At 70.4% G+C, this 17,002-nt stretch carries 15 protein-coding genes; 4 read left to right on the top strand and 11 right to left on the bottom strand.

What is annotated here, in order from left to right; genetic code table 11:
• Positions 1-4: 4 nt before the first annotated feature.
• On the top strand, positions 5-463 hold the full coding sequence (locus QQ657_RS32285; protein ID WP_284746057.1) for a carboxymuconolactone decarboxylase family protein: 459 nt from the start codon (positions 5-7) through the stop codon (positions 461-463).
• Positions 460-1,827, top strand: coding sequence for an MFS transporter (locus tag QQ657_RS32280; RefSeq protein ID WP_284746056.1), 1,368 nt, complete (start codon positions 460-462; stop codon positions 1,825-1,827). Before QQ657_RS32285 ends, QQ657_RS32280 begins: the two co-directional genes overlap by 4 nt.
• A gap of 76 nt (positions 1,828-1,903) precedes the next feature.
• On the opposite strand, the gene QQ657_RS32275 is transcribed toward QQ657_RS32280, so the two are convergent.
• On the bottom strand, positions 1,904-3,364 hold the full coding sequence (locus QQ657_RS32275; RefSeq protein WP_284746055.1) for an MFS transporter: 1,461 nt from the start codon (positions 3,362-3,364) through the stop codon (positions 1,904-1,906).
• Between the two features lie 86 nt (positions 3,365-3,450).
• Between QQ657_RS32275 and QQ657_RS32270 the strand changes: the two genes are divergently transcribed.
• Positions 3,451-3,825: a MarR family winged helix-turn-helix transcriptional regulator gene (locus tag QQ657_RS32270; RefSeq protein WP_284746054.1), complete on the top strand. Its 375-nt coding sequence runs from the start codon at positions 3,451-3,453 to the stop codon at positions 3,823-3,825.
• A gap of 4 nt (positions 3,826-3,829) precedes the next feature.
• On the opposite strand, the gene QQ657_RS32265 is transcribed toward QQ657_RS32270, so the two are convergent.
• The 9 genes from QQ657_RS32265 to glyA all read right to left on the bottom strand — a co-directional run bounded on the left by QQ657_RS32265 (position 3,830) and on the right by glyA (position 14,948).
• Entirely contained in the window at positions 3,830-5,227 is a 1,398-nt protein-coding gene (locus QQ657_RS32265; RefSeq protein WP_284746053.1) for a S1C family serine protease, read from the bottom strand.
• Positions 5,228-5,341: 114 nt separating this feature from the next.
• Positions 5,342-5,860, bottom strand: coding sequence for a formimidoyltetrahydrofolate cyclodeaminase (locus QQ657_RS32260; RefSeq protein ID WP_284746052.1), 519 nt, complete (start codon positions 5,858-5,860; stop codon positions 5,342-5,344).
• Between the two features lie 17 nt (positions 5,861-5,877).
• Positions 5,878-8,313, bottom strand: coding sequence for a GcvT family protein (locus QQ657_RS32255; protein ID WP_284746051.1), 2,436 nt, complete (start codon positions 8,311-8,313; stop codon positions 5,878-5,880).
• Between the two features lie 13 nt (positions 8,314-8,326).
• Positions 8,327-9,169 carry a formyltetrahydrofolate deformylase gene (gene purU / locus QQ657_RS32250; RefSeq protein ID WP_284746050.1) on the bottom strand — a complete coding sequence of 281 codons (843 nt, stop codon included), beginning with the start codon at positions 9,167-9,169 and terminating at the stop codon, positions 8,327-8,329.
• On the bottom strand, positions 9,166-9,651 hold the full coding sequence (locus QQ657_RS32245; protein ID WP_284746049.1) for a sarcosine oxidase subunit gamma: 486 nt from the start codon (positions 9,649-9,651) through the stop codon (positions 9,166-9,168). Before QQ657_RS32245 ends, purU begins: the two co-directional genes overlap by 4 nt.
• The gene (locus QQ657_RS32240; protein ID WP_284746048.1) at positions 9,641-12,178 is read right to left on the bottom strand and encodes a 2Fe-2S iron-sulfur cluster-binding protein; all 2,538 of its coding nucleotides are present in this window, start codon (positions 12,176-12,178) and stop codon (positions 9,641-9,643) included. The genes QQ657_RS32245 and QQ657_RS32240 overlap by 11 nt, the downstream gene beginning before the upstream one ends.
• Positions 12,175-12,453, bottom strand: a complete 279-nt coding sequence (locus QQ657_RS32235; RefSeq protein ID WP_284746047.1) for a sarcosine oxidase subunit delta — start codon at positions 12,451-12,453, stop codon at positions 12,175-12,177. Before QQ657_RS32235 ends, QQ657_RS32240 begins: the two co-directional genes overlap by 4 nt.
• A gap of 9 nt (positions 12,454-12,462) precedes the next feature.
• Positions 12,463-13,677, bottom strand: a complete 1,215-nt coding sequence (locus QQ657_RS32230) for a sarcosine oxidase subunit beta family protein (protein ID WP_284746046.1) — start codon at positions 13,675-13,677, stop codon at positions 12,463-12,465.
• Positions 13,674-14,948, bottom strand: coding sequence for a serine hydroxymethyltransferase (gene glyA, locus QQ657_RS32225; protein WP_284746045.1), 1,275 nt, complete (start codon positions 14,946-14,948; stop codon positions 13,674-13,676). The genes QQ657_RS32230 and glyA overlap by 4 nt, the downstream gene beginning before the upstream one ends.
• 113 nt (positions 14,949-15,061) lie before the next feature.
• Here glyA and QQ657_RS32220 point away from each other — a divergent pair, with 113 nt between their 5' ends.
• Positions 15,062-15,709: a GntR family transcriptional regulator gene (locus QQ657_RS32220; protein WP_284746044.1), complete on the top strand. Its 648-nt coding sequence runs from the start codon at positions 15,062-15,064 to the stop codon at positions 15,707-15,709.
• Here the strand turns inward: QQ657_RS32220 and QQ657_RS32215 are convergent.
• Positions 15,706-16,827, bottom strand: a complete 1,122-nt coding sequence (locus QQ657_RS32215; protein WP_284746043.1) for an aromatic ring-hydroxylating oxygenase subunit alpha — start codon at positions 16,825-16,827, stop codon at positions 15,706-15,708. The genes QQ657_RS32220 and QQ657_RS32215 overlap by 4 nt on opposite strands.
• Positions 16,828-17,002 lie beyond the last annotated feature (175 nt).

The following is a 17,002-nucleotide window of genomic DNA, read 5'->3' as shown; positions in this document are numbered from 1 at the left end:
GGTCATGACGAACTCCCGCCTCAACTTCGCCAAGTCCGCCCCGAAGGCCTTCAAGGCCCTGATCGGCTTCGACGCCGCCGCCCGCGCCGGGCTCGACCCCGCACTGGTCGAGCTGGTCCAGATCCGCGCGTCGCAGCTCAACCGCTGCGCCTACTGCCTGCACATGCACACCTCCGACGCCCGCAAGGCCGGGGAGAGCGAGGAACGGCTGCACATGGTCGCAGTGTGGCACGAAGCCGGGCACTTCTTCAGCGAGAAGGAGCAGGCCGCGCTGGCCCTGACCGAAGCCGTCACGCTCATCCCCGGCGGCGTCCCCGACGACGTCTACGCCCGGGCCGCCGGCCAGTTCGGCGAAGAAGAGCTCGCGCAGCTGCTCGCGCTGATCTTCACCATCAACACGTGGAACCGCATCGCCATCACCACGGCGAAGGTGCCCGGCACGGACGAGCGGGTCGCCCGGTGACCCGCCGCCCGGGCGCGGTGCTGGCGCTGCTGGCGTTCGCGCAGCTGATCATTTCCCTCGACTACAACATCGTGTACGTGGCGCTGCCGGACATCGGCCGCGAACTCGGCTTCTCCGCCCAGAGCCTGCAGTGGGTGGTGAGCGCGTACGCCGTGACGTTCGGCGGGTTCCTCCTGCTGGGCGGGCGGGCGTGCGACCTGTTCGGCCCGCGGCGGGTCTTCGCGCTGGGCTGCGCGCTCTACGCGGGTTCGTCGCTGGCGGGCGGGCTGGCCGGGGACCCCGGCCCGCTCGTCGCGGCCCGGGCCGGCCAGGGCTTGGGCGGGGCGCTGCTCTTCCCGGCGACGCTGACGCTGGTCAGCACCCTGTTCGCGGCCGGCCGCGAGCGCAACCGCGCGTTCGCGGTGTGGGGCACCGCGGGCGGCAGCGGGATGATCCTCGGCTCGCTGCTCGGCGGTGTGCTGACGCAGGTTTCCGGCTGGGCGGCGGTGTTCTTCGTGAACGTCCCGCTGGCGGCCGCCGCCGCGGTACTGGCCTTCGTGCTCTTGCCCGGCGACCCCGCGCGAGAGCCCGGCCGCCGGTTCGACCTCGCCGGCGCGCTGACCGCGACGCTCGGGACGACGTCGGTGGTGTTCGCGCTGGTCGAAGGCCCGGAGCTGGGCTGGAGTCCGGTGGTGATCGGCGCGGCGGTGGCGGGCTTGGCGTTGCTGGCCGCGTTCGCCGTGATCGAACGCCGGGGGCGCGACCCGCTGCTGCCGCCCCGGCTGCTGCGGGAACGCAACCTCGGCACCGGCGTGGTCGTGACGTTCCTCTACATGGGCACGTTCGGGACGCTGCTGTACTTCCTCACCGGCTACTTCCAGGGCGTGCACGGCTACGGCGCGCTGGCGACCGGGCTGGCGTTCGGCGTGCCGATGGTCGCGATCGCGGCGGGTTCGCAGGCGGCGGGCCGGCTGGCCACCCGCTACGGCACGCGTCCGACGCTGGTGGTGAGCCTGGTGATCGGCGGCGCGGGCGCGGCGCTGCTCGGGCTGTCGATGACCGTGGAGGCGTCCTATGTGGCATTGGTTCCGGCGCTGGTGGTGCTGGGGCTGGGCCAGGGAGCGGGCTACACGCTGATGTTCGGCGCCGCGGCGGCCGGGATTCCGCTGTCGGCGCAGGGAATCGCGTCCGGGGTGGCGTCGACGGCCCAGCAGGTCGGCGGCACGGTGGGCTTGGCGGTGTTCGTCGCGGTGGCCAACGCGGCCACGGACGGGCTCACCGGTCTCCGCACCGCGGTCCTGCTGGCCGCGGCCGGGATCGCGCTCACAGCGGTGGCCGCCCTGCGCTTCGACGACTCCCCACGCCCGGCGCCGGTCCCGGCGTGAGGCGCAGCGCCAAACGTCTTGAATGACTCATTCAGGTCTTCGGAAGACCTGAATGAGTCATTCAAGACAGTGGGGGTCAGTCGGCGAGGGCCAGCAGGTCCTCCGGCTCCGAGACCGGCTCCTCGGCCGTCTTCTTCCGGGCGGTCAGGCCGCTGATCGCGATCAGCAACCCCAGGACCGCGATCCCGGTGACGACGCTCAGCGCCGGCGTCAACCCGGTGAGCAGCGCCGCCGGGGAGGCTTCCCGGCCGCCGTTGGCGGTCAGGACCGCCGTCACCACCGCGAGCCCGATCGCGCCGCCCACCTGCAGCGACGTGTTCAGCAGGCCGCCCGCCAGCCCCTGCTCGCTGTCCGCGATCCCGGCCGTGGCCTGGATGTTGAGCGAGGAGAACGCCAGCGTGAAGCCGATGCCGAGCAGGATCATGCTGGGCAGGACGTACCCGGCGTACCCCGAGTGCTCGTCCACCCGCAGGAACAGCGCGTAGCCGAGGACGTGCGCGACGACGCCCGCGAAGATCGTGCGAGGGGTGCCGACCCGGTCGATCAGCGGCTCGATGCGCGGGGAGCCGAACGCCACGATCAGCGCCGCCGGCAGGAAGCCGAGCGCCGTCTGCAGCGCCGACCAGCCGAGCACCCGCTGCAGGTACAGCATCACGACGAACTGGAACCCGATGTACGCGCCGAAGAACAGCGCGCCGCCGAGGTTCGCGCGGGCCAGCGGGCCGGCGCGGAGGATCCCCAGGCGCAGCAACGGGTGGGGGCTGCGCTTCTCGATGACCACGAACGTCACCAGCAACGCGAGCGCGACGGCGAACGTGATCAGCGTGCGCGGCGCGGCCCAGCCGACCTCCGGCGCCTCGACGACGCCGAACACGAGCAGCAGCGAACCGGCGGCGCCGGTGATCGCGCCCGGGAAGTCGTAGCCGCGGCCCTCTTCCCGCGCGTAGCTCGGGATCAGCTTCCACGCCGCGACCAGGGCGACCAGGGCGATCGGCGCGGGCAGCAGGAACGTCCAGCGCCAGCCGACCTCGGTCAGCAGGCCGGAGAACACGAGCCCGGCGGAGTACCCGCTCGCGCCGAACACGGCGAAGATGCTGATCGCCTTGTTGCGGGCCGGGCCTTCCTGGAACGTCGTGGTGATGATGGACAGCGCGGCCGGGGCGGTGAACGCGGCGGCTAGGCCCTTGATGAAGCGGCTCGCGATGAGCAGCGCGCCGTCGTCGACGAGCCCGCCGAGCAGCGAGGCCAGCGCGAACACGGCGACGGCGACGAGGAACACGCGGCGGCGGCCGAGCAGGTCGGCGGTGCGCCCGCCGAGCAGCAGCAGCCCGCCATAGCCCAGGACGTAGCCGCTGACGACCCATTGCAGCGCGTTGGTGGACAGGCCGAGGTCCGCCTGGATGGCGGGGAGCGCGACCCCGACCATCGACACGTCGAGCGCGTCGAGGCCGATGACGATCGAAACGGTGAGCAGGACACCCCAGAGACGTGCGTCCCACCGGGTCGAGGTGGTGGACAAGGACACGGAAGAGCTCATGTCGGCGACAGTACATGCACACGCATCTAATGTCTAAGCATTTAATGTGTTTGCATCTGATGTCTGTGCATGTTAGGTTGGTCGCCGTGAGCGACGTCGCTGAGCAGGGTCTGGTCCAGGAGTGGCACGAGTTGCTGGCCCGCTACTCGGCCGTGTTCACCATGCTCGAGTGCCGCCTGCAGGAGCGCCACGGGATCGGCGCGAACGAGTTCGAGGCCCTGGAGCGGCTCGCGACCTGCGACTTCAAGTGCCGCTCGGCCGACCTCACCGGAGCCATCCACCTGAGCCAGAGCGCCACGTCGCGGCTGGTCGCCCGCCTCGAGAAGGAGGGCCTGGTCGAGCGTGCGCTGTGCGAGCTGGACCGGCGCGGCATCTTCGTCACCATCACCGACGCCGGCCGGGAGAAGTACCTCGCGGCGAAGCGGACGCACCGCGAGGTGCTCAACGAGACGCTCCGCTGACGCGTCAGCCCACGGGCCCCTCGGCCGCCGTCACCTGGACCTGCTGCTGACCACCGGCCGCGCTGGTCACCGTCAGCGTCAGCTTGTCGCCGGGGTGGTGGGTGTCCATCACGTTCGTCAGCGTCGTCGCGGAGTCGACCGCCTTGCCGTCGATGGCCGTGATGACGTCCCCGGCCGCGAGGCCGGCCTGCTGCGCCGGCCCCCGGGCGACGACGTCGCGGATCCGGGCGCCCTGGCCGTCCGACACCGAGACGCCGATGAACGCCGTCTTGCCGATGTGGATCTTGTCCGACGCCGTGCCCGCGACGATCCGGTGCGCGATGTCGATGGCCTGGTTGATCGGGATCGCGAAGCCCTGGCCACCGGCGCCGCTGCGGCGGCCGTTGAGCTGGTAGCCGGTGGACGCGGCGGTGTCGACGCCGATGACCTGCGCGTTCGCGTTGACGAGCGGGCCGCCGGAGTCACCGGACTCGATGTTCGCGCGGACCTGGATCAGCCCGGTGAGCTGCTCGGACGACCCGCTGGACTCGTCGGACGCGGTGATCGACTGGTCGAGCGCGGCTACGGTGCCGGGCGCGGGGACAGGGTCGCCGCCGCGGCCACCCGCGTTGCCGAGGCCGAGGATCTGGTCGCCGACCTTGACCGTCGAGGAGTCGCCGATGCTCGCGGTGGGCAGGCCGGACGCGTCTTCGAGCTGGATCACCGCGACGTCCTCGCTGCGGTCGTAGCCCACGACGTGCGCCTGGTAGGTGTCCCCGGTGCCGATGCTGGTGACCTTGATGCTGGTCGCGCCGGCGACGACGTGGTTGTTCGTGAGCACCTCGCCGTCCGCGGTGAGCACGATGCCGGTGCCCGCCGCGGCCGCGCCCTGCAGGCCGAGCTCGGTGTTGATGTTGACGATGGCCGGGTTGACCTTCGCGGCCACGGCGTCGGCGTCCAAGGCCGTCGCCGACGCGCTGGGCTGCCCGGAGAAGCCGAAGTTCTGGTTGCCGCTCGCGCTGGGGCTGTTCGAGGCCGAGATGAAGTGCCCGATGCCGAGCCCGGCGACCACGGCCAGGGCGACCGCGACGACGGTGACGATCAGCGTCCGCAGCGGCCGCCTGCGCGGGGGCGCCGGAACGGGCGGCGGGTAGCCGTAGCCATGAGGGGCACCTTCATGGCCGATCGGCTGGGTGTACTGCGGCGGGTACGGGCGTCCCCACTGGTCACGGGCCTGGCCGTAGGGCTGCTGACCGTAGGCCTGCTGGTCGTGAGGCTGCTGCCCGTAGTACTGCTGGTCGTAGGACTGCTGACCGTAGGGCTGCTGCTGGTCGTAGTAGCCCTGACCCTGCGGGTATTCGCCCTGGCCGTAGCCGTACGGGTACTCGCCGCCGCCTCGCGGTCCTCGGTCGTACTCGCTCATGCACAGCTCCAGCCCTCGACAAGCCTCCGGCCGCTCCAGGAAACTCCGCGTTCCTGAGAATTTCCTTGCCCGGCTTTATGGACTTGCTGTGGATGTACCCGCGGTGATCGACGTTTACGCCGGGACCACCACCTCCCGGGCCGCGGCCGTCAAGCGGTCCGCGTGCTCACCCACCGCGGTCACCTCGGGTGAAGCGGCCGCGCCGGAGTGGATCTCGATGCTCACCCCGGCCGTCGTCGCCGCTGCCCTCGCCGCCTCCGCCACCGCCGCCAGGTCGGTGCCCACCAGGGAGTCCAGCGGGACGCGGTCCGCCAGGTCCAGCACGGCCGCCGCGGCGGCGATCACCTCCGCTGCCGGTTCGCAGGCGCGCCGGCGCGCTTCGGCCACCGCGAGTTCCCGCGCCTCACCAAGCGGCAGCCGGCGCGCCCGGGCGAGGGTCGCCGCCGCGTGCGCCTCCTTCTCCGCCAGCCGCAGCGCGTACATGCTCAACGCCCTGGCCGCACGTCCATCGGGCGACGCCTTGGCGACCAGCGCCGCGGCCTGGGCGACGTGCAGCGCCGCCGTCGCGCCGCCGCCCGGGGAGGCGTCGGAGGCGAGGGTCTTGAGGAAGTCGCTCATGATCTGGTCACGCATGCTGTGCCTTCCCGAAACTACCGCCGGATCCGTTCCATGCCGGGGTCGACCAGTGGCTCGGCGGCCACGGTGGCCGCGACCCGGCGGCCGAAGTACTCGATCTCGACCCCGCTGCCGACGTCCGCCGACGCCGGGAGCCAGGCGTACGCGATCGGCCGGCCGATCGTGTAGCCGTACGCCGCGCTCGTGACGTAGCCCGAGGCGACGCCGTCGACGAACACCGGTTCCTTGCCCAGCACGACCGTGCGGCCGTCGTCGATCGTCAGGCACCGCAGCCGCCGCGACGCCGTGTCCTCGCTCCGGCCGTCGATCGCCGCCCGCCCGAGGAAGTCGCCCTTGGCCGGCCGCACCGCGAACCCGACCCCGGCTTCGTACGGGTCGTGTTCGGTCGTCATGTCGGTGCCCCAGAGCCGGTAGCCCTTCTCCAGCCGCAAGCTGTTGAAGGCCGCTCGGCCCGCCGCGATGACACCGAACGGCTGCCCCGCCGCCCACAACGCGTCCCACAGCCGCAGGCCGTTGTCCGCGCTCGTGTAGATCTCCCAGCCGAGTTCGCCCACATAGGACAGTCGCATCGCGACGACCGGTACACCGGCGATCCGGGCCTTGCGCGCCCGGAAGTACTTCAACCCGGTGTGCGAGAAGTCTTCCCGGCTCAGCGGCTGCACGAGGTCGCGTGCGAGCGGTCCCCAGACGCCGATGCAGCACGTCCCCCCGGTGGTGTCGCGGACCTGCACACCGGACGGCGCGTGCTTCACGAAGTGGTCGACGTCGATGTTGCCGTTGATGCCGACCTGGAACAGCTCCGGCCCGAGCCGGGCCACCGTGACGTCACTGCGCACCCCGCCCGCGTTGTCGAGCATCAGCGTGTAGGTGACCGAGCCGACGGACTTGTCGAGCTGGTTGGTCGTCAGCGACTGCAGGAACTCCAGCGATCCGGGCCCGCTGATCTCCACACGCTTCAACGGTGTCATGTCGTACATGGCCACGGCGTTGCGCGTCTGCCACGCCTCGGCCGCCGCGATCGGCGAGTGGAACTGCGCCGACCACGCGTCCCGCGCCGGCGGGAGCGCGTCGTGCGGCAGCTTCTTCAGCAGCGGCGCGTTGGCCTCGAACCAGTGCGGCCGCTCCCAGCCGCCCGCCTCCAGGAACACCGCACCCAGCTCGCGTTGCCGGACGTGGAAAGGCGTCACGCGCAGGTCGCGCGGGGAAAGCTTGGGCTGCAACGGGTGCAGGATGTCGTAGACCTCGACGAAGTTCTGCTGCGAAGTCTCGCTCACGTAGGTCGGCGCGAGCTGGACGTCCTCGAAGCGGTGGACGTCGACCTCGTGCAAGTCCGTCTCGGAATGCCCGTCGACCAGCAGCTCGGCAACGGCCTTGGCGATGCCCGCGGAGTGCGTCACCCACACCGCCTCGGCGAGCCAGAACCCGCGGACGTCGGCGGACTCGCCGACCAGCGACTGGCCGTCCGGGGTGAACGAGAAGATGCCGTTGAAGCCCTCCTCGACCTTGGTCTGCCGCAGCGCGGGCAGGAGCAGCTTGCTCTCCTCCCACGACGGCGCGAAGTCGTCTTCGGTGAAGGGCAGCATCGACGGCATGGCCGTCTCGGTCACCGACGGGTCCAATGTGGACTCCTCGACCGGCATCGGCCGGTGCGCGTAGGAGCCGATGCCGATCCGGTCGACGTGCTCGCGGAAGTACAGGTCCTGGTCCTGGTGACGCAGGATCGGCAAGCTCGCTTCGACCTCTTCGGTGTTGCGCCCGACCAGCTCGTCGACCCGCCCGGTCTTGACGTACTGGTGCGCGAGCGGCAGCAGCGGCACGTCCATGCCCACCATGGCACCGATCTCACGGCCCCAGAACCCGGCGCACGACACGACGACGTCCGCCGGGAAGTCCCCCTGGTCGGTCCGGACACCGGTGACGCGCCCGCCTTCCTGCAGCACGTCGGTGACCTTGGTGGACCCGACGAAACGAGCACCCCGCGCAGTAGCCCGTTCGGCGAGGACTCCGACCGCTTTCGCGGCCAGTGCCAGCCCGTCGGTCGGGGTGTGCAGCGCGCCGAAGACCTTCGAGCCGTCCAGCAGCGGCCAGCGGCTGACGCACTCCTCGGCTTCGATCAGCGAGCCGGGAACGCCCCACGACTGCGCCCAGCCGTGCTTGCGCCTGAGGTCCTCCCAGCGCGGCGGGGTCGTCGCGACCTCCATCCCGCCGACCTGGTTGAAGCAGTCCAGGTCGAGGAACTTCGAGACGGTGTACTTCGCGAACTCCGTCATCGTCTTGGACGCGTTCGTCTGGAACACCAGGCCGGGCGCGTGCGACGTCGACCCGCCGGTGCGCGGCAGCGGGCCCTGGTCGAGCACGGTGACGTCGGCCCAGCCGCGCGCGGTCAGCTCGTCGGCCAGGTTCGCGCCGACGATGCCGGCGCCGATGATCACGACTTTCGGTGCGGTCATGGCGGAACTCCTTCTAGCGGAAGACGACGGTGCTGTTGCCGTTGAGCAAGACGCGGCGTTCGCAGTGCCAGCGCACCGCACGGGAGAGGGCGAGGGCCTCGGCGTCGCGGCCGACGGTCACCAGCTCGCGCGGCGAGTAGGTGTGGTCGACGCGCGCGACCTCCTGCTCGATGATCGGGCCCTCGTCGAGGTCGGGCGTGACGTAGTGCGCGGTCGCGCCGACGTACTTGACGCCCCGGTCGTAGGCCTGGTGGTAGGGCTTGGCGCCCTTGAACCCGGGCAGGAACGAGTGGTGGATGTTGATCGCGCGGCCTTCGAGCTTCTGGCACAGCTCGTTGGACAGCACCTGCATGTACCGCGCGAGCACGATCAAGTCCACTTCGTACTCCCCGACCAGGTCGAGCAGCCGCTGCTCGGCCTCCGGCTTGGTCTCGGACGTGACCGGGACGTGCACGAACGGGACGCCGGCCGCCTCGGCCATCGGCCGCAGGTCCTCATGGTTCGAGACGACCACCGCGATCTCGGCGCCGAGCCCGCCCGCGCGCCAGCGGAAGAGCAGGTCGTTGAGGCAGTGCCCGAACTTCGACACCATCACCAGGATCCGCGGTGGCGTCCCGTCGGAGAACCCGAACTCCATCCCGAAGTCCCCGGCCACCGGCGCGAACACCCGCGTCAGGTCGTCCACTGTGGCCGCTCCGGCGCAGGTGAACGACGTGCGCAGGAACAGCGAGCCGCGGACGTCGTCGTCGAACTGCTGGTGCTCGACGATGTCGCAGCCCTGCCCGACGAGGAACGCCGTGACGGCGTGCACGATGCCCGAGCGTTCGGGGCACTTGAGGGTCAAGGTGAAGGTCACGAGACGTACTCCAGACTCGCGTCGGCCAGCCAGGCCTTGAAGTAATCGGCGAACGACTGCCGCACAAGGATGGTGAAGCCCTCTTCCCGGACCATGAGCACGATCCCGGTGCGGGCCAACAAAGTCTGCACGCAGGTGCCGGGCGGCGACACCGACGGATCGAGGTCGATCGAGCACCCGTGGGCCAGAACGTCGGCCGCGTGCTCCCCGCGAAGCTGCACGGTCACCCGCTGGCACGAAACGTCGACCACCGCCAAAGCGGCACTTTCACGTGAAAGTGCCGCTTCCAGGTCGGCACTTTCACGTGAAAGTGCCGGTCCCAGCAGGAGGTATTCGTCGGGGCCCATCCAGAGGATGTCGATGTCGTTGCCGCTGGTGAAGGTGCACGGCGCGGGCAGGTCGACGCCGAGGAGGGCGTGCCCATCCCGGAGGCGCACGGTGAGCTGGGTGCGGAACGGTTCTTCGACCGCGTCAACCGTCACGGCGGGCTCCTTCCTTGTCGAAGAGCACGGATTCGGTCACGGTCACCGGCACCACCTGGTCGCCGACCGGGACGTACAGCGTCTCGCCGACGCGCTCACGTCCAGAGCGCACCAGAGCCAGCGCGAACGTCCGGCCGAGCGCGGCGCTGTCGTAGCTGGAGGTGACGTGGCCGAGCATCCGCACGGGAGGTTCGGGCACCGTCTCGGATTCGATGATCTGCGAGCCTTCCGGCAGCAGCACCGACGGATCGACCGGCAGCAGGCCGACCAGCTGCTTGCGGTCCGGGCGGTTGTTTTCGGCGCGGGCGAAGGACCGTTTGCCGAGGAAGTCCACCTTCTTCTTCGACACCGCCCACGACATGCCGAGGTCCTGCGGGGTCACCGTGCCGTCGGTGTCCTGGCCGATGATCGGGTAGCCCTTCTCCGCACGCAGGACGTGCATGGTCTCGGTACCGTACGGCGTGGCGCCCTCGTCCACTATGGACTCCCAGAGCGCGAGCCCGTACCACGACGGGACGTTGATCTCGTAGGCCAGCTCGCCGGAGAAGCTGATCCGGCAGACGCGGGCTGCGATCCCGGCAACCTCGGCGTCGTGCCAGGTCATGAACCCGAAGGCGTCGTTGCTGACGTCAAGGTCCGGCGCCAAGCGGCCGAGGACTTCCCGCGAGCGGGGGCCGACCAGCGGGATCGTCGCCCAGTGCTCGGTGACGGACGTCGCGAAGACGTTGAGGTGCGGCCATTCCGTCTGGAGCCACTCCTCCATCCACTCGAGGACCATCGCCGCGTTGCCGGTCGTGGTCGTGACGAGGAACCGGTCCTCGGCGACACGGATGACCGTGCCGTCGTCGATCACCATGCCGTCGACGCCGCACATGACGCCGTAGCGGATCCGGCCGACTTTGAGGTTGCTCATCATGTTCGTGTAGAGCATGTCGAGGAACCAGCCGGCGTCCGGACCTTGGACGTCGATCTTGCCGAGGGTGGACCCGTCCATGACGGCGACGTCGTTGCGCGCCGCGCGGCATTCGCGCAGGACGGCGGCGTGCATGGACTCGCCGGGTCGCGGGTAGTACCACGGCCGTTTCCACTGGCCGACGTTCTCGAACTCGGCGCCGTGCTCGACGTGCCACGGGTGGATCGCGGTGACGCGCACGGGATCGTGCAGCTCACCGCGGTGGCGCCCGGCCAGCGCGGCGAACGAGACCGGCGTGTACGGCGGCCGGAACGTCGTCGGCCGCTGTGTCGACAGATCGACGCCGAGGGCTTCCGCGGTGATGCCGGCGGCGAGCATGCCGGAAGTCTTGCCCTGGTCGTGCGCGGTGCCGATGGTGGTGTAGCGCTTGATGTGCTCCAGCGAGCGCAGGCCGGCGCCGGTGGCACGCAGGACGTCCGAGACGGTCGCGTCCCGCTGCTGGTCGACGAACCGGGTGTCCACTTCGGACTCCGGCGCGGGCACCTGCCAGAGGATCTTCGCCTCCGGCAGTCCTTCCCCGGCGGCGGCGCCGACGACGCTCACGGTCGGGAGGTCGCCGGCCGGGACGTACGCACCGAGTTCCGGCGAGTATCGCAGGGTGCCCCGAGCCTGGCTGTACAAGTGCACCGCCGGGTTCCAGCCGCCGGACACGAGCAGCAGGTCGCACGGCACCCGCTCCCCCTCCAGCGACCCCAGTTTCGCCACGTGGGCGGCGGTGATGTGCGTGTCGCCATCGGTGCCGATGACGCCGTAGCCCTCGCGAGCGTCGACGATCCGCACGATCTCGGCGCCGGCGCCGGCCAGTTCGGAGGCGGCGTCGTACGCGCTGTCGTTGGTGGTGAACACGACCACCCGCCGCCCGGCCAGGACGCCGTAGCGGTTCAGGTACGTGCGCGCGGCACCGGCGAGCATGATGCCGGGACGGTCGTTGTCCGGGAACACGATCGGCCGCTCGTGGGCGCCGGTGGCCAGCACGATCTTTCGAGCCCGGATCCGCCACACCCGCTGCCGCGAGATCCGCTCGGGCGCGGCGGGCTCGCCACGGCGTTCCAGGGCGAGCACGAACCCGTCGTCGTAGATGCCGAACGCCGTGGTCCGCGAGAGGAACCGGACACCTTCCGGGGCCTCGCCGTCGGGCTGGTCGTCGACCAGCAGCACGCGGCCCTCGGCTTCGGCCGCGGCGGCGCGCCCGGCGGGTCCGGCGCCGACGACCAGGACGTCGCAGTGGACGTGCTTGGCGTCGTAGCGCGCCGGATCGGGCTCGGCGGCCAGCCGGCCTTGCCCGGACAGACCGCGCGCGACCAGGCCGTCGAACAGCTCGACCGTGGTAGCGCTCAGCATCGGCTCCGGGAACGGCGCTTCGATCTGCACCAGCGCGTTCGAATCCTCGACGCCGGCCGCGACGATGCCGCGCGGTCGTCCGTACTTGATGCTGGTCGCGACCTGGTGGATACCGTTGGCCAGCAACGCGGAAGCCAGGGTGTCACCGAGGAAACCGGTCAGCTCGCGGCCGTCGAAGGTGAACTTGAGCGGGACGCCGGACAGCCGGGTCATGAGATCACCGGCCTGGGCTCGTCGAGGCGGTAGACCGCCAAGAGGTCGTGGGTGCGGGTGTCGCGCACGGCGTTGAACCACCGGCGGCAGCCCGCGGAGTGGCTCCAGCGCTCGGCGAGCGGGCCGCTCGGGTTGGCGCGGAAGAAGACGAACTTGGCCCAGTCCTCATCGGACAGTGCCGCCGGGTCTTCCGGGTAGGCGACGTGGGCTTGGCCGCCGTAGTGGAACTCGGCCTCTTCACGCGGCCCGCACCACGGGCATGGGATCAACTGCATCGGAAGCTCCTAGTGGGCCACGGCGGCGGCGCCGTGCTCGTCGACGAGGGCACCGGTGGTGAACCGGTCCAAAGTGAACGGTTCGGCGTACTCATGGGGCTTCCCGCGCGCGATGGTCGCCGCGAAGACGTCACCGACACCCGGCGTCGCCTTGAAGCCGCCGGTGCCCCAGCCGCAGTTGAGGAACAGGTTCTCCACCGGGGTGAGCCCGACGATCGGCGACGCGTCCGGGCTGACGTCGACGATGCCCGCCCACGTCCGCAGCAGGTGCGCCCGCGCGAACACCGGGAACAGCTCCAGCGCGGCGGCCATCTGCTCCTCGATGACGTGGAACGAGCCGCGCTGGCCGTAGCCGTTGTAGCTGTCGATGCCGGCGCCCATCACGAGCTCGCCCTTGTGCGCCTGGGAAACGTAGACGTGCACGGCGTTCGACATGACGACCGTCGGGTGGATCGGCTCCAGCAGCTCGGACACCAAGGCCTGCAAGGGATGTGACACCAGCGGCAGGTCGAGGCCCACCATCTTCGCGAGTACCGACGAGTGCCCGGCGGCGCACAGCGCGACCTTGCCCGCGGCGATCCGGCCCCGGCTCGTCTCGACCGCGGTGACCCGGCCGTTCACCGTGGAGATGCCGGTGACCTCGCAGTTCTGGATGAGGTCGACGCCCATTTCGTGTGCGGCGCGGGCGAAGCCCCAGGCTACGTAGTCGTGCTTCGCGATGCCCGCGCGCGGCTGGAAGGTCGCGCCGAGCACCGGGTAGCGGACGTCCGGGGAGGTGTTGACGATCGGGCAGATCTCCTTGACGCCGGCCGCGTCCACCCACTCGGCGTCGATGCCGTTGAGCTTGTTGGCCTCGACGCGGCGGACACTGTCGCGGACGTCCTGCAGCGTGTGCGCGAGGTTCAGCACCCCGCGCTGGCTGAACAGGATCGGGTAGCCGAGGTCCTCTTCGAGGCCTTCCCACAGCTTGAGGGAGTGCTCGTAGATGCCGGAGCTCTCGTCCCAGAGGTAGTTGGAGCGGATGATCGTGGTGTTGCGGGCCATGTTGCCGCCCGCGAGCCAGCCCTTCTCCAGCACGGCGACGTTGGTGATGCCGTGCACCTTGGCCAGGTAGTACGCGGTGGCGAGCCCGTGCCCGCCGCCGCCCACAACGATCACGTCGTAAGCCGGCTTCGGGTCCGGGTTGTCCCAGAGGAAGTCCGGGTGCTCCGGCAGGTCGGTCATCGGGCCTCCCCCGGGTAGAGCGGGAACGCTTCGGCGAGCGCGGTGACGCGGGCGCGCAGCTTCTCGACGTCGAAGCCGGGTTTCAAAGCCTCGGCGATGACGTCGGCGGCTTCCCGGAACTCGGCGTCGCCGAAGCCGCGGGTGGCCAGGGCCGGGGTGCCGATCCGCAGGCCCGAGGTGACCATCGGCGGCCGCGGGTCGAACGGGACGGCGTTGCGGTTCACCGTGATGCCGACCTCGTGGAGCCGGTCCTCGGCCTGCTTGCCGTCCAGTTCGGAGTCGCGCAGGTCGACGAGCACGAGGTGGACGTCGGTGCCGCCGGTCAGCACGGAGATGTCCTTCTCGCCCAAGAGCCGTTCGGCCAGGAGCTTCGCGCCGCGCAGGGTCCGCTGCTGGCGTTCGACGAACTCGGGTTCGGACGCCATCTTGAACGCGACGGCTTTGGCCGCGATGACGTGTTCGAGCGGGCCGCCCTGCTGGCCGGGGAACACCGCGGAGTTGACCTTCTTGGCCAGGGCCGCGTCGTTCGTCAGGATCACACCACCGCGCGGGCCGCCGAGGGTCTTGTGCGTGGTGGTCGTCGTGACGTGCGCGTGCGGCACCGGGGACGGGTGCAGCCCGGCGGCGACCAGGCCGGCGAAGTGGGCCATGTCGACCATGAGGTACGCGCCGACCTCGTCGGCGATCTCGCGGAAGCGGGCGAAGTCGAGCTGCCGCGGGTAGGCCGACCAGCCGGCGATGATCAGCTTCGGCCGGTGCTCCTTCGCGAGGCGTTCGACCTCGGCCATGTCGACCCGGAAGTCCTTTTCGGACACCTCGTACGCGGCGACGTCGTAGAGCAGGCCGGAGAAGTTGATCCGCATGCCGTGCGTCAGGTGGCCGCCGTGGGCCAGCGACAGGCCGAGAATCTTGTCGCCGGGCTTGAGGAGCGCGGCCATCGCGGCCGCGTTGGCCTGGGCGCCCGAGTGCGGCTGGACGTTGGCGAACCCCGCGCCGAACAGCGCCTTGACGCGGTCGATGGCGAGCTGTTCGAGGACGTCGACGTGCTCGCAGCCGCCGTAGTAGCGACGGCCGGGGTAGCCCTCGGCGTACTTGTTGGTGAGCACCGAGCCCTGCGCCTGCAGCACGCTCAGCGGGGCGAAGTTCTCGGAAGCGATCATCTCCAGCGTCGACTGCTGCCGGTGCAGCTCGGCGCCGATCGCCTCGGCCACCGCCGGGTCGTACTCGGCCAGGGACTGGTTGAGCACGTGCTGGTCGATCGTCGCGGTCATCGAGCACCTTCTCTGATCGGGGTCAGGGGCTTGCCCCTGCTGGGGTCTGGGGCGAAGCCCCGGAAGGGCTAGTCGACTTCTGATATATCAATCGTCGATGTAGGCTAGGCGGCGTGCATCCCCAGGTCAATCCCCCGTCGCTCGCGGAACAGGCGTACCGCTTCGTCCGCGACCGGCTCGTCATGCTCGACATCCCGCCGGGCTCGCCCATCAACGAGGACGAGCTCGGCACCACCCTCGGCATGGGCCGAACGCCGATCCGCGAAGCGCTGAAACGGCTGGAGTCCGAACGGCTGGTCGTCGCCTACCCGCGGCGCGGGACGTTCGCCACCGACGTCCACATCTCCGACCTCGCCCACATCTCCGAGGTGCGGCGGACGCTGGAGCCGATGGCCACGGCGGCCGCCGCCGAGCGCGCGACCGAGGCCGACCGGGCGACGCTCACCGAGCTGCGCGCGCAGCTCGACGCCGGGGTCCCCACCGGGGACAACGCCGAACTGCTGCGCACCGACCTCGCCCTGCACCGGGCGATCTACCGGTGCGTGCACAACCCGTTCCTCGAGGACACGCTGATCCGGTACGACAACCTCGCGACCCGGATCTGGTGCGTGTTCGTGCCCCGGCTGTCCGGGATGGCCGGCCACGTCGACGAGCACGTCCCGCTCCTCACCGCGATCATCGAGGGCGACGCCGAGAAGGCCGCCGCGTTGACGCTCGAGCACGTCGCCGGGTTCGAGGCCGCCATCCGGGCGTTGATCTAGAGACCCAGCCGGGTGCGGACCCAGTCGTGGAACTCGCCGATGTGGTGCTCGCTGGGCACGAGCACGCCACCGTTGGCGTAGGAGCGCGAGTCCATGGCGAGCTGGCAGCGTTCGCACGCCTCGAAGTCCTGCTGGTTGACGCGGTGGAACAGCTCGATCGAGCGCGTCAGGTCCTTGCCCGATTCGACGACGCCGGGCAGGTAGAGCCAGTCGCAGCGGACCAGCGTCCGGTCCGGGGCGAGCGGGAACATCCGGTGCAGGATCACGTGGTCCGGCACCAGGTTGACGAACACCTGCGGGCGGATGGTGACGGCGTAGTACTTGCGGTCCTGGTCCTCGGTCACGCCGGGGAGGCGGTCGACGCCCTCGCTGCCGTCGATGGTGAAGCCCTGGACGTCGCCGCCGAACTCCGCGCCGTGGCCGACGTAGTACTGCGCGGCGTACCCGTCGGCGAACTCCGGGAGGACCTCGGTGAGCTCCGGGTGGATCGTCGCGCAGTGGTAGCACTCCATGAAGTTCTCGATGATCTGTTTCCAGTTGGCCTTCACGTCGTACTCGATGCGCTTGCCGAGAGCCAGGCCGTCGACGCCGTAGGCCTCGATCGCGCTCTCGCCGCCGAGCCGTTCGGTCACCGCGGCGACGACGGTGCCGTCGAACGGCGGCGGCTCGTCGGCCAGGCAGACCCACGCGTAGCCGAGCCATTCGCGCAGGTGCACCTTGGTGAGGCCGAACGCCGTGCGGTCGACGTCCGGCATGCCGGTGAGGTTCGGCGCGGCGATCAGCTTGCCGTCGAGGCCGTACGTCCAGGCGTGGTACGGGCACTGGAACGCGCGCTTCACGGTGCCGGAGTCCTCGGTGCAGAGGCGCGCGCCGCGGTGGCGGCAGACGTTGAGGAACGCGGTGAGCTTCCCGTCCCGCCCCCGCGAGACCAAGACGCTCTCCTTGCCGACCTGGACGGTCTCGAACGCCCCGGGACCGGCGAGGTCCGCGCTGCGCACGGCGCAGAACCAGTCGGCTTCGAAGATCTTCGACTGCTCCAGCGCGAAGATCGCCGGATCGGTGTAGTAGGTGCCGGGCAGCGTGGCGAGCAGGCTCGGCGGGAGATCGGTAGTGGTCACCGTCGGGGTCCTCTCCGCGGATCAGTACGGGAGTTGCGCAGAACGCGTCTTGTTGCTCACTCCGGAACAGAGTGACTGCCACCCCAAGGCGATGTCAACCCAAGTTTTTCAATGCCCGCCAAAGATTTCCGGCACGTTTCACCCACACGGTGTGACCGGACCCGTGACTCGCGTG

Origin of the sequence: Amycolatopsis ponsaeliensis, from assembly GCF_030182635.1 — a bacterium.
Lineage (GTDB): Bacteria > Actinomycetota > Actinomycetes > Mycobacteriales > Pseudonocardiaceae > Amycolatopsis > Amycolatopsis ponsaeliensis.
The sequence above is the reverse complement of the archived record's forward strand: the minus strand, read 5'-3'. Positions and strand labels throughout refer to the sequence as shown.